The following is a 12,481-nucleotide window of genomic DNA, read 5'->3' as shown; positions in this document are numbered from 1 at the left end:
TGCATGATCAGGAAGTGCTTCTTTATTTTTTCATATGAGTCGTTTTGATTCCAGAAACTGTAGAATGATCATATTTAGTAATCGTTCTGCATCAGTCTCATAAAAACAGAGGACTTTTCTTCCTATAAAAAGGTTCATTGAGAATTGGAAAAAGCCGAACCATCAATGATTTAATGCCGTCAAAGCCACTCGGTTGGCTTCGATAGTCCGTTCAATATCCTCATTGGTATGGGCCATGGATACAAACATTCCCTCAAATTGTGAAGGGGGGATCAAAATGCCTGCTTCTAACATTGAGCGGAAATAGTTTGCGAACCGTTCCGTGTCAGCCTGTTTGGCCTGGGTATAGCTGGTCACTTTCTCCCCGGTGAAGAAGAGACAAACCATGGATCCAACCCGATTGATATGATGTGGAATCCCCGCTGCTTCCGCATTTTTTCTAAATCCTTCTTCAATGCGTTTTCCTTTTCTCTCCAACTCTTCATAAGCTTCTTGGGTCATGGCTGATAATGTCGCATATCCCGCCGCCATTGCCAATGGGTTTCCGGATAAGGTTCCTGCTTGATAGACCGGCCCGGTTGGGGCGATCATCTCCATGATTTCTCTTTTTCCGCCGTAAGCGCCGACAGGTAAGCCGCCACCAATCACTTTTCCCATGGTGGTTAAATCCGGCGTAATATTGTATCTGCCCTGAGCGGAATAATAATCAACCCGGAAACCAGTCATCACCTCATCAAAGATGAGCAGAGTTTCATATTTCTCCGTAATCTCACGCAATCCTTCCAGGAATCCGGGTTGCGGCGGAACTACCCCCATATTGCCGGCTACCGGCTCCACGATGACAGCAGCAATCTCCTCCCCAAACTTATCAAATGCCAGCCTGAGACTTTCCATATCGTTATAAGGAACGGTTAACGTATGCTGGGCAGTATTGTCCGGTACGCCGGGGCTGTCGGGCAAACCTAAAGTAGCAACACCTGATCCTGCCTTAATTAAAAGGCTGTCCGAATGTCCGTGATAGCTTCCTTCAAACTTGAGAATCTTATTACGCCCCGTAAAAGCACGGGCGAGGCGCAGAGCACTCATGGTCGCTTCCGTCCCTGAATTAACCATGCGCACAATGTCCACTGAGGGCATTCTTTCCGTTACCAGCTGTGCCATTTTGGTTTCCAGTTCAGTGGGTGCTCCAAAGCTGGTTCCCTTCTCAGCTGTTTCTTTGACCGCTTGCACCACAGACGGATGGGCGTGCCCCAAAATCAACGGCCCCCAGGAACAGATATAATCAATATATTCGTTTCCATCCACATCCACGACCCGGGAACCGGACCCGCGTTCGAGAAAGACAGGGTTCATCTTCACTGATTTAAACGCGCGCACAGGGCTGTTCACCCCGCCGGGAATCACTTTTACGGCTTCCGAGTAACTGGCGATGGAGCGTTCATAACCTTTGTGCATGATATCACTGCCTTTTTGGAATTAATTATGTATGGTGGTCACATTCCTCACAAGTATTGTAACTCAAAACACGACGGATCTCACACGAAGTGTTAGACGTTTTCTTTACAGGAAGGATACAAAAGCAAAAAAAGAGCACCTTGAGGGTGCCCGTGTAAAGTTCCGTTCAAAGCGAATATTGGTTTCTCTATGACCCTGTTTATGCATCAAGTCCCAGTTGCTGAATAATCTGCTCTTCCCACTCTTCCATCTCGGGAGTGAAATAGGAAACGCGAGTCTTTTTATACTCTTTGGTTGAATAAAGGGTAACCCGTTCTTTAATCCCGGTTTCATCTTCAATCGCTTGCAGGATATTTTCACATTCTTCCATGGAACGTCCATGCACCATGGTAAAGATATTGTACGGCCAATCAGGATATGTGGGTCGCAGATAACAGTGGCTCACCGCTTTAAAGGAACCCATTTCCTGCCCGATTTTATCTGTTTGGTCAGCGGGGACTGCCCAGACACCCATCCCGTTGTAACGGAATCCGGCTTTACGATGATTGAGCACTGCGGAGAAACGGCGCATCTGTTTGCGTTGAATCATGTTTTTGCCCGCATCAAGCAGCTCATCAACAGTGACGCCTATATTTTTCGCCCATCCATCAAAAGGACGGGATTCAATCGGCAGGTCTTTTTGCAACTCACGGATCACAGCGATATCAAACTCTGTCACTACTTTATCGGCATTTTTGCGATCTTCTTCATTGTAGTTGGGCTTTGCCTTTGCCTTGGTACCATCTTCTTTTCCGGTCATATCAAGCTGAACGCCGATTTTAAACAATTTTAAGGTGGGCATCAGGCGGATCACATCCACTTCGGCCAATTCCCCCAGGATTTCCACCGTTTTTTCTAACCCGATGCGGCTGTTTGGCGGAACTGCGATCGTAAACCAGAGGTTGTAAGCATGGTTTCGTTTGTAGTTATGGGTTACACCCGGATGCCGGTTAATCACCTGTGCTGCCTGGTCCAGCCGCTCCTCCTGGATTTTTGCCGCAACCAGGCTGGACTTGTAACCGAGAGTACGCGTGTCGAAGATGGCAGAGATCTGGCGGATCGGATCTTTTTTCAGTTTACGAACCCGTTCCATCACTGTTTCCTCATCCGTCCCCAGCTTTTCTGCCAGCGCGAGAAAGGGGCGGGGAACCAAATCAATCCCCTCTTGCAACAGATTTAACAGTTCTTTATCAAGAGCGTCCATCGTTTCGGCTGCCATTATTTATCTCCCTTCCTGAAGCCAACGAGCAATATCCTTGGCGTGATAAGTTAAAATCAGATCAGCACCTGCCCGCTTAAATCCGGTTATCATTTCCATAACCACTTTCTGTTCATCAATCCAACCGTTCCGGGCCGCCGCTTTCACCATGGAGTATTCACCACTCACATTATAAGCCACAAGAGGCAAATCAAAGTGCTCTTTGACCCGGTAAATCACATCCAGATAAGCCAGTCCGGGTTTCACCATCAGCATATCCGCTCCTTCAGCCACATCTGAAGCCGCTTCACGCATCGCTTCACGCGCATTGGCCGGGTCCATCTGATAGGTGCGGCGATCGCCAAATTGCGGCGTGGAATGGGCGGCATCCCGGAACGGCCCGTAAAAAGCGGACGCATATTTCACTGCATAGGAAAGAATGGGTATATGATGAAAACCGGCTTCATCCAAGCCCCGTCGAATCGCATATACATACCCGTCCATCATATTGGAAGGGGCAATCATATCCGCTCCGGCACGGGCCTGCGAGACAGCGGTTGCTGTGAGACGGCCGAGTGAGACATCGTTGAGGATTTCTCCATCTTCAACCACCCCGCAGTGTCCGTGGGAAGTGTACTGGCAAAGACAAGTATCCGCAATCAGATAAAGAGAAGGAAACGCCTTCTTCAACTGGCGCAGCGCTTGTTGTACAATGCCCTGTTCGTGGTCTGCCTGACTGCCACATTCATCTTTTTCGGCAGGGACGCCAAAGAGAATGACGGAAGGAATGCCGAGCTGAATCACTTCTTCCACTTCTTCATTCAGGCGGTCCAGGGAAACATGATAAACCCCGGGCATAGAGGAAACTTCTTCTTTCACTCCTTCCCCTTCCACCACAAACAACGGATAGATGAGATCCTCCACATGCAAATGGTTTTCACGAACCATACGGCGAATTGGTTCATTTGCACGCAAACGGCGATGACGAATAAAAGATTGCATAACGAACGAAAACCTCCTCCGCATTTTAACTGGCAATCATTTGCTGAATTGCCTCAACCAATCCGTCGATCGTATAGGATTCTGCCACGGCATCAACCTGTAAACCCAACTCTGTTGCAGTTTGGGCTGTAATTGGGCCGATACAAACGATCCGGGACTTTTTGAGCAGAGGATTCACTTCTGTTTTCACTGTCCGAATCGCTTCTACAAAGTTGCGAACCGTGGAGGAACTGGTGAAAGTGATCACGTGAATCGCCCCTTCCTCCAGCAGTTTGACCACCTCGGTTGCGTCCTCAGTGCCGATTCGGGTATCATACGCATCTACTTCTGTCACCCTACACCCCATCTGCGTTAATTCCTTTGCCAGCACCTTACGGGCGATGTCGGCCCGCGGCAACAGAATCTCCTGACCTGCTTCTACCAGGGGCCGCAAACTTTCTGCGAGTGCCTCCGCTTTGTATTCCTCCGGCAGCACTTCCACAAGCAAACCTTTATCGGTTAAAGCCTCTCCGGTTTTTGGGCCAATGGCAGCAATCCTTGCTTTACTCATCAGGCGAATGTCCAGTTTCAACTCGGCCAGCCGCAGGAAGAAATATTTAACTCCATTGACACTGGTAAAAATCACCCAATCATATTTGCCAAGCTGTTGAAGTGACGCATCCAATAAGTCTTGTCGTTCCGGACGGGTGATACGAATCACCGGAAACTCCAGCGGCTCACCACCCAGGGCTTGAATTTTTTCGGACAGTGCACTGCTTTGGCTCCGGGCCCGTGTGACCAGTACTCTTTTTCCAAACAGCGGTTTATTTTCAAACCAGGACAACTTCTCCCGCAGTCTCACAACCTCGCCCACGATAATGATTGCCGGGGAGCGGAAACCGGTTTCCTGTACTTTTTGTACAATGTTCTCAAGAGTTCCCGTCAATGTTTCCTGTTCGACACGGGTTCCCCAGCGAACCAGTCCCACCGGGGTTTCTTTAGACCGCCCGTGGTTGACCAACTGTTCAACGATAAAGGGAAGATTGCTGACACCCATCAAGAAAATCAATGTTTCCGTGGCTGTAGCCAGACGATCCCAGCGAATCGAGGATTCCGTCTTATCAGGCCGCTCGTGTCCGGTTACAATGGCAAACGAGGAATTAAAATCACGGTGAGTAACGGGAATCCCTGCATAAGCTGGGACAGCAACAGCCGAGGTAATGCCTGGGACCACTTCAAAGGGGATTCCTTCATCCACACAACGTTCCGCCTCTTCGCCTCCCCGGCCAAAGATAAAAGGATCGCCGCCCTTAAGCCGGGTAACAACCTTCCCTTCCTTCGCCTTCTCAGCCAAAAGCTCATTGATTTCCTCTTGCTTCAACGTGTGCCGGTCCGGCAATTTTCCGACATAAATAAGTTCCGCATCCTCACGTGCATATCTGAGTAGCTGCGGACTGGCTAAACGGTCGTATACAATCACATCCGCTTTTTTGATCGCTTCCAAACCTTTTACTGTGATCAGACCCGGATCTCCGGGTCCGGCTCCAACTAAATAAACCATACCGTTCATCCAACTAACCCCTCTCGCACCGTAGCCAGTAACTCTGCCGCTCCCTCATCGGCCAATTTGTTTGCCAATTGCTTGCCCAATGCCCACTCATCTTGTCCTTCCATTGTTGCTTTTATTATTTTCTTGCCATCCGGCTGGGCAACGAGGCCGGTTAAGCGCACACGCTCCCCGGTCACTGCGGCATAGCCCGCTAACGGTAAATGACACCCGCCCTGGAAAGATTGCAAAAACGCGCGTTCGGCCCGAACTGCCCGCGCTGTTTCTTCATGGTTTATTTTTTGCAGTGCCTCCAGCAACTCCCGGTCGTCTTCACGGCATTGAATGGCAAGAGCCCCCTGACCCACGGCAGGAAGCATTTGGTCAAACGAAAGCTCCTGGTTGATCTTCTCTTGCCAATCCATGCGTGAGAGGCCTGCTGCGGCAAGAATAATGGCGTCAAACTGTCCGTTTTTCATCTTTGAGATACGAGTTCCGAGATTTCCGCGCACAGGTTCAACCGTGAGATCGGGCCGGCATGCCAGAATTTGAGCCTGGCGGCGCAAGCTGCTTGTCCCTACAACGGCACCGGACGGCAGATCGGAAAGAGTGCTTCCATCCCGCGAAATTAAGCAGTCATGCGGATTCTCGCGGACCGGGATCGCCCCGATCACCAGCCCTTTGGGCATGACCGCAGGCATATCCTTCATGCTGTGGACGGCAAAATCAATCCGTCCGTCTAAAAGCGCCTGCTCGATTTCTTTAACAAACAGGCCCTTCCCGCCCACTTTAGATAAGGTAACATTTAAAATACGGTCCCCTTTGGTCACGATTTTTTCCAGGCTCACATCTAACCCCGGGCAAACTTCCTGCAGACGGTTTACCACCCAGTTGGTTTGTGTTAAAGCTAATTCACTTTTTCTCGTTCCAACAACCAATGGTCTCATGATGGACCCCTTCCCACGTATAGATTGACAATTGTTTCTTGATCCACCGGAGCATCAAGTCTCTTACTCCTTCCGGATTTGTGCGGCATTGCTCGATCCATCGATCTGAAACTAATTCTTTCATCAACTGATAGCGGAGTGAGGCATCTGATACTTCCTGTTGAATCCATCCGCGCACCTCTTGCATAAGATCAAGGTACAAAGAATATTCATCACCATAGCTTTGCTCCAGTTCCCGCCGAATCTTTTTGGCAAGAGCCGGGCTGACACCGCTAGTAGAAATAGCAATCTGCAACTTCCCGCGCTTCACTGTCGACGGAACAGTAAAGTTGCACAGAGCAGGTTGATCCACCACATTGATCCATTGGCCGCGGGCAACGGCATCTCGGTAAACAGCCAGATTTACCTGTTTATCATTGGTCGCCGCAATAACCAGAAAACAATGTTCCCCATCTGCCTGACGATAGGTGCGCTTCAACCACTCCACCTGACCCATCAAAGCCAGCTGCTTTATACGAGGGGTGGCGGTCAGGCTGACTACCACCACATTCGCCCCTGCTTCCACGAGCGAACAGGCTTTTCTTTCAGCCACTGGACCGCCTCCTACGACCAGGCAGCGCCGGGATGTTAAATCTATCATCATCGCATAATGCTGATTCATGTTTTTCTACTGCTCCTTTTGACTAAATCCAGTGGTGAAAGGATAGCCTCCAATCGGAGATGAAGCTATTGAGTACAAGGGCAAAAACGGACAGTGCGTTCCACCAGGCCAGACGCCGGCCATGCCAGCTGCGAACCGCCCATTGGTAAAGCACAAGTCCGTACGCGATAAGAACCCAGAGCGAACCCCAAATTTTCGGATCGGTCCAGAAAGACGGGCCAATGGTCTGGTACGCATAGATCACTCCCAGAATCATGGCAATCAAGAGAAGCAGAATCCCCACCGTCACCAACCAGTTAGAGAAGGCTTGTAACCGGTCCAGACTGGGTAATCTCCTTAAAAAACGGTTCCATTTCTTCCGCTTCAAGAGATAATTATTAAACAAATATAAGACGGCACAAATACTGGACAAAGAAAAAGCAGCATAAGACATAATCGCCATTGTCACGTGAACAAATACCAATTCAGACAGCAACAGCTTTTCTACTACCGGGGGTACATCGAGGGCAAAAAACAGGTTGATCGCCAACACCGTAAAACTAATCATATTGGCGATAAAAACAAAAATAGCCATACGATAGAGACGGTTCATGATGAGCGTAAACGAAACAAGCACCCACGAATACAAAAAAAGGGAATCAAAGCGGGTGACTACCGGAAAAAACTCAAAAGACCGCAAAACAAATACGGTTGTCTGCAAGATCCAAACCAAAATCAAAAAGATATAGGAGATTCTCTCCGAACGTTTATTGGGATGTACCAGATCGGCAAAAGCAAAAACTAAACTCAACGCATACATATAGATCAAAAAATCATATATCCAACGCTCAGCGAACACTTCTCCGGTCCCCCTTCGCTTATGAGCGGATAAAAGCTTTACCACTCACAAACGCTGGCTGCTTCATGTCTACAGATACCTCTTGTTTTTCTTTTTCTTGTTCTTTGGCTTTTATCTGTCCTTCAAGAGCAAACAGATGAACAAACATGTCAAGTGCTTCTTCTTTACCTGAACTTGCCGCCAACTCTTTGATACGGACAATCGGGTCACGCAAGAGCTGGTTGACAATACTTTTGGTCTGCTTTCGCAGGACACGTTTTTGCTGCTCCGTTAAGTCGGGCAGCTTCCGTTCAATTCGTGCCATCGTCTCTTCCTGAACGCCAAGCGCTTTGTCACGGAGCGCGGAGATGAGGGGAACCACACCCAGGGTATTCAACCACTCCCCGAATTCATCCGTTTCTTCCCCAATCCAGACCCGCACCTTTTCTGCCTCTTGCTCGCGCAGGCTCATGTTGGCGTCCACAATGCCATGCAAATCATCAATATCATAGAGGAATACCTGATCTAATTGGTGAACGGCAGGATCAATATCGCGCGGCACAGCGATATCAATCAAAAACAGCGGAGAGCGGCGATACCGCAACACCGGCTCCACCAACTCAGGTGTAAGAATCGGGCGGCTGGACCCGGTTGAGCTGACAACAATATCCGCTTCCTGCAAGCATTTCCCGAGTTCTTCCCAGGGACGGGCTTCTCCTTTAAATCTGGCCGCCACTTCTTCCGCTCTGGCAAAAGTACGGTTTAACACCAGAACACGTGTCGCACCCGTAGAATAAAAATGTTTAGCCGTCAACTCACTCATCTTTCCGGCACCGATGAGCATCACTGTTTTATCAGCAAAGGTATCAAACATCTGCTTGCCGAGTTCCACAGCGGCATAGCTGACGGAAACCGCGTTTTGCCCGATTTCCGTCTCGGAATGAACACGCTTTCCAAGAGTGACAGCTTGTCTGAACAACATATTGAAAATCGTTCCGGTTGTCCCTGCGGATTGGGCAGTCAAAAATGCACTCTTCACTTGCCCCAAAATCTGTGTTTCCCCCAGAACCAGCGAATCCAAGCCGCAAACCACTGTAAACAGGTGCCGGACCGCTTCCTGGTTCTGCTTCACATACAGATAGTCGGTAAACTCCTCTTTCGGGATGCGAAACCAGCTTTCCAGGAAAGATTTGCTGTAATATTCTCCTGTATGCAATTGATCACACACCACATACAGTTCCATGCGGTTACAGGTACTCACAATGACACACTCAAGAATACTCTTCATATCCCGCAAATTTCTCAAGGCCATCTGAAGACGGTCAGTGGAAAATGACAGCTTTTCCCGAAGTTCCACCGGAGCAGTTTTATGGTTAAATCCAACGATGAGAATATGCATGTGACTTTCACCCCGAACTCCAGATTAGCCGAAAAAAATAATAAAATCATAGGCTATTCTGGTATACAGTTCTTTATTTATAATCATTTCTCATTATATCACAGGGTAAACCATTCCCAAGCTTCACCTGTGAACACATTTTGAAGGCCATATTATATAATAAAAGTAGCCCATTGGAAAGAGGTGGTATCCATTGAAAAGGCGTGCCCGAATGATCGGGCTGGTGATGGCTCTCAGTCTCTTCTCCGTTTTGATCGCCTGTACGGGTCCGGAAAAACAAGCGGACGGAATAAATAAAATACGGCTTGTTGAAGTGACTCATTCCCTCTTTTACGCACCTCAATATGTGGCTATGAGCAAAGGATTCTTTAAAGAAGAAGGATTAGATATTGAATTGACGAATGGGAATGGTGGCGATAAAACGATGACGACACTGGTGTCCAATCAGTCTGACATCGTTTTGGTCGGTGCCGAAGCGGGAATATACGTAACATCGCGATCTTCCCGCCAATCGATTGTCGCGTTTGCCCAACTGACACAAACAGATGGAACTTTTCTCGTTTCCCGCAAACCCATTTCTTCATTTACATGGAGCATGATTAAAGGGAAAAAACTGCTCGGACAACGTCGTGGCGGTATGCCGCAAATGGTCAGCGAATATGTACAGAGAGTAAACGGGATCGAACCACGTAAAGATGTCGAAATTATTCAAAATGTCGATTATAAAAATCTGCCAACTGCATTTGCATCCGGGACGGGCGATTTCGCCCAACTGTTTGAGCCGATGGCTTCAAAATTAGAACAGGAAGGAAAAGGTTACGTGGTGGCATCTTTCGGCAAAAACAGCGGTCTCGTTCCTTACACCTGTTATCAGACCAAGAAAAGCTTTTTTGACAAACACCCGGATCTGATCAAACGTTTTACCCGTGCTGTTTATAAAGGGCAAAAATGGGTGGAAACCCATTCCGTAGAAGAGGTTGCCGATGTGATGAAACAACATTTCCCGGAAAGTGACGAAAGCATTTTACGGCGCGTCATCGAGCGCTATAAAAGCCAAGGCTCTTTTGCAACAGATCCGGTCATCGATGAAAAAGAGTATAATCATCTTCTTGACATTATGGAACAGGCTGGTGAATTACCCAAAAAAGTCCCCTATGAACAACTGGTCGATAACAGGATCAGCCAGGAAGTGATCAAAGAGGCGGGGGCGAAAAAATAAAGAGGTGATCCCCATGACTTCCCCATCAGCCATCCAGGTCATCAATCTTACCCACACCTTCGCGACAAAAAAGGAAGAGGTCACGGCAGTCAAATCCGTCTCCTTCAATGTGGCCCCGGGAGAATTTGTTGTTCTTGTCGGCCCGAGCGGTTGTGGGAAAAGCACCCTGCTCTCTCTGATCGCCGGCATCTTCCCGCCCACTCACGGGAAGATACTCTTATATGGGCAAGAGATCAACGGGCCTTCTTCACGAACAGGTTATATGTTGCAAAAAGACGGGTTATTGGAATGGCGGACGGTGGAACAAAATTTAATTCTCGGTTTAGAAATCCAACATCAGGCAACCCGTGAAAAAATTGCGCATGCCCGCTACTTATTGAAACAAATTGGTTTAAGCCATGTACTCAAACATTTTCCCGCACAATTATCGGGAGGTATGCGCCAACGGGTTGCACTGGTGCGCACACTTGCTGTGCAACCCGATATCTTATTATTAGATGAACCTCTTTCCGCGCTGGATATCCAAAATAAACTTTATTTGGAAGAACTGATCATTCAGGTGCTGCAAGAACACAAAAAGACAGCCGTTCTGGTTACGCACGACCTGGAGGAAGCGATTGCCATGGGGGATCGCATCATGGTCATGGGTGGCAGGCCCGGCCAGATCAGACGAATACTCCGCATCCCTGATGAAATACGTGCCCTTTCCCCGATGAAAGCCCGTGGCCACCGCGAATTTCGTCCGTTATTTGAAGAACTTTGGCGGGAGGTGGAAAGGCCGTGAACCGTTTTCCATTAAGCCAATGGCTGGAAAGAGGGGCAACCAGTGAGACACACGCTGCTTTTTTACGGAAACTGCGCATCCGACAGCTTCTTGTGTGGCTGGCCCGGATCAGTCTGCTGGCAGGCTTTATCTATAGTTGGGAGTGGTTGACCGGGGAAGGCTGGTTAGATCCGTTTCTGTTTAGCAGTCCAAGCCTTATCTTACAACAGGCCATGCAGTTAGCCGTCTCCGGTGAATTGTTTTATCACATCAAAACAACAGCCCTTGAAACCATCGCAGGATTCCTTTTAGGTACAGCCTCCGGAATCAGCATTGCCACTCTCATTTGGGCATCCCCCTTTCTTTCCCGCGTGCTGGACCCCTATCTTGTCGTATTAAACAGTATGCCCAAAGTAGCGTTGGGCCCCTTTTTCATCGTCACCATGGGCGCCGGATTTGGCTCGGTCCTGGCCATGGCCATTGCGATCACAATCATTATTACGGCACTGGTCGTCCACACCAGCTTTCAAAGCGTAGACAACAGCTATCTGATCCTCGCACGCTCTTTCGGGGCAACCCGATGGCAAATCTTTCGTACCATTATCTTTCCCGCGTGTATCCCTGATATGATCGCCGCTCTGAAAGTGAATGTAGGTTTGTCCTGGGTCGGGGTAATCGTCGGGGAATTTTTGGTATCCAAAGCGGGGTTAGGCTATTTGATCATTTATGGTTTTCAAGTGTTCAACCTTAATCTGGTCATGCTGAGTCTGGTCATTGTGGCACTGATCGCAACCGTGATGTATCAGGTTATCGCCTGGCTGGAGCATCGCCTGTTGCGCCACCGTTACGAAACATGATTTCGCAGCGGTGGCCAATCCGGAGAAGAAGAGAGAAATCCTTTCTCCATTGAAACCTGAAACTCAACTTCTATGAAGAATATGGTAAGATGAGAAGGTAAAATCTACTCGGGTCAAGGAGAGTCGCTTAATCATGCATAAAAAAATCGTTGGTTTTTTTCTCATACTTGGCGGCATTCTACTAATGATTTTAAAAACGGGGCTGGCTCCTCTCAGTTCTTTTATTACATGGCCTTTTCTTCTCTTTTTCGCCGGAGCATTTCTCATTTTTTTTGCTTTTGTAAAAGCTAACGCACAGCTTGCTTTATTAGGTGGAATTTTGGGCTCCCTTGGTTTATCGGTATGGATTCATCGAAATATCGAAGAGATTCACTGGAGTGTCTTGATTGGCATGCTGGGAGTGGCATTTCTCTTGCAATTTGCAATCAACAAAAATAATCTGAGCGCATTAATCGGGGGTGTCCTTGTTTTAACCGGCGTTTTTGCCTGGCCGGGAATTCAGGAGTTGCCCTTTATCGCCCCTGTTGCCAACATCCTGCACATGATCTGGCCGGTTTTTGTAGTCGTACTGGGTGTCATCTTTTTGCTGAAGAAATGAA

General features: G+C 48.4%; 12 protein-coding genes. 4 read left to right on the top strand and 8 right to left on the bottom strand.

Annotation, left to right across the window (positions count from 1 at the left end):
- Window positions 1–162 precede the first annotated feature (162 nt).
- The 8 genes from hemL to hemA form a co-directional block, all read right to left on the bottom strand.
- Complete coding sequence (gene hemL, locus I8U27_RS18330) at window positions 163–1,455, bottom strand: glutamate-1-semialdehyde 2,1-aminomutase (RefSeq protein WP_181754593.1); 1,293 nt, start codon at window positions 1,453–1,455, stop codon at window positions 163–165.
- Window positions 1,456–1,654: 199 nt separating this feature from the next.
- Window positions 1,655–2,713 (bottom strand): siroheme decarboxylase subunit alpha, encoded by a 1,059-nt coding sequence (gene ahbA / locus I8U27_RS18325; RefSeq protein WP_181754592.1) that lies wholly within the window; start codon window positions 2,711–2,713, stop codon window positions 1,655–1,657.
- A gap of 3 nt (window positions 2,714–2,716) precedes the next feature.
- On the bottom strand, window positions 2,717–3,694 hold the full coding sequence (hemB, locus tag I8U27_RS18320) for a porphobilinogen synthase (protein WP_181754591.1): 978 nt from the start codon (window positions 3,692–3,694) through the stop codon (window positions 2,717–2,719).
- A gap of 25 nt (window positions 3,695–3,719) precedes the next feature.
- On the bottom strand, window positions 3,720–5,243 hold the full coding sequence (gene cobA, locus I8U27_RS18315) for a uroporphyrinogen-III C-methyltransferase (protein ID WP_181754590.1): 1,524 nt from the start codon (window positions 5,241–5,243) through the stop codon (window positions 3,720–3,722).
- Window positions 5,240–6,166, bottom strand: coding sequence for a hydroxymethylbilane synthase (gene hemC / locus I8U27_RS18310; protein WP_181754589.1), 927 nt, complete (start codon window positions 6,164–6,166; stop codon window positions 5,240–5,242). The genes cobA and hemC overlap by 4 nt, the downstream gene beginning before the upstream one ends.
- Window positions 6,132–6,827 (bottom strand): precorrin-2 dehydrogenase/sirohydrochlorin ferrochelatase family protein, encoded by a 696-nt coding sequence (locus I8U27_RS18305; protein WP_181754588.1) that lies wholly within the window; start codon window positions 6,825–6,827, stop codon window positions 6,132–6,134. The genes hemC and I8U27_RS18305 overlap by 35 nt, the downstream gene beginning before the upstream one ends.
- A 22-nt stretch (window positions 6,828–6,849) precedes the next feature.
- A complete protein-coding gene (locus I8U27_RS18300; protein ID WP_181754586.1) occupies window positions 6,850–7,665 on the bottom strand; it encodes a cytochrome C assembly family protein in 816 nt (271 codons plus the stop codon).
- Between the two features lie 19 nt (window positions 7,666–7,684).
- Window positions 7,685–9,043, bottom strand: a complete 1,359-nt coding sequence (hemA, locus tag I8U27_RS18295) for a glutamyl-tRNA reductase (protein WP_181754584.1) — start codon at window positions 9,041–9,043, stop codon at window positions 7,685–7,687.
- Window positions 9,044–9,236: 193 nt separating this feature from the next.
- Here hemA and I8U27_RS18290 point away from each other — a divergent pair, with 193 nt between their 5' ends.
- The 4 genes from I8U27_RS18290 (at window position 9,237) to I8U27_RS18275 (ending at window position 12,480) form a co-directional block, all read left to right on the top strand.
- Complete coding sequence (locus tag I8U27_RS18290) at window positions 9,237–10,262, top strand: ABC transporter substrate-binding protein (RefSeq protein ID WP_232345639.1); 1,026 nt, start codon at window positions 9,237–9,239, stop codon at window positions 10,260–10,262.
- 13 nt (window positions 10,263–10,275) lie between these two features.
- Window positions 10,276–11,046, top strand: coding sequence for an ABC transporter ATP-binding protein (locus I8U27_RS18285; RefSeq protein ID WP_181754582.1), 771 nt, complete (start codon window positions 10,276–10,278; stop codon window positions 11,044–11,046).
- Window positions 11,043–11,882, top strand: a complete 840-nt coding sequence (locus I8U27_RS18280; protein ID WP_309506183.1) for an ABC transporter permease — start codon at window positions 11,043–11,045, stop codon at window positions 11,880–11,882. Before I8U27_RS18285 ends, I8U27_RS18280 begins: the two co-directional genes overlap by 4 nt.
- 133 nt (window positions 11,883–12,015) lie before the next feature.
- Window positions 12,016–12,480, top strand: coding sequence for a hypothetical protein (locus tag I8U27_RS18275; RefSeq protein ID WP_181754580.1), 465 nt, complete (start codon window positions 12,016–12,018; stop codon window positions 12,478–12,480).
- The last annotated feature ends 1 nt before the right edge of the window (window position 12,481 follow it).

The organism is Paenactinomyces guangxiensis, assembly GCF_016055185.1.
GTDB lineage: Bacteria > Bacillota > Bacilli > Thermoactinomycetales > Thermoactinomycetaceae > Paenactinomyces > Paenactinomyces guangxiensis.
The sequence above is the reverse complement of the archived record's forward strand: the minus strand, read 5'-3'. Positions and strand labels throughout refer to the sequence as shown.

What these genes read in the sequence shown, in the direction of transcription:
- hemB (WP_181754591.1), bottom strand. Translation starts at nt 3,694, where the DNA reads ATGCAATCTTTTATTCGTCATCGCCGTTTGCGTGCAAATGAACCAATT.
- hemA (WP_181754584.1), bottom strand. Translation starts at nt 9,043, where the DNA reads ATGCATATTCTCATCGTTGGATTTAACCATAAAACTGCTCCGGTGGAA.
- I8U27_RS18285 (WP_181754582.1), top strand. Translation starts at nt 10,276, where the DNA reads ATGACTTCCCCATCAGCCATCCAGGTCATCAATCTTACCCACACCTTC.
- I8U27_RS18305 (WP_181754588.1), bottom strand. Translation starts at nt 6,827, where the DNA reads ATGAATCAGCATTATGCGATGATGATAGATTTAACATCCCGGCGCTGC.
- cobA (WP_181754590.1), bottom strand. Translation starts at nt 5,243, where the DNA reads ATGAACGGTATGGTTTATTTAGTTGGAGCCGGACCCGGAGATCCGGGT.
- hemC (WP_181754589.1), bottom strand. Translation starts at nt 6,166, where the DNA reads ATGAGACCATTGGTTGTTGGAACGAGAAAAAGTGAATTAGCTTTAACA.
- hemL (WP_181754593.1), bottom strand. Translation starts at nt 1,455, where the DNA reads ATGCACAAAGGTTATGAACGCTCCATCGCCAGTTACTCGGAAGCCGTA.
- I8U27_RS18275 (WP_181754580.1), top strand. Translation starts at nt 12,016, where the DNA reads ATGCATAAAAAAATCGTTGGTTTTTTTCTCATACTTGGCGGCATTCTA.
- ahbA (WP_181754592.1), bottom strand. Translation starts at nt 2,713, where the DNA reads ATGGCAGCCGAAACGATGGACGCTCTTGATAAAGAACTGTTAAATCTG.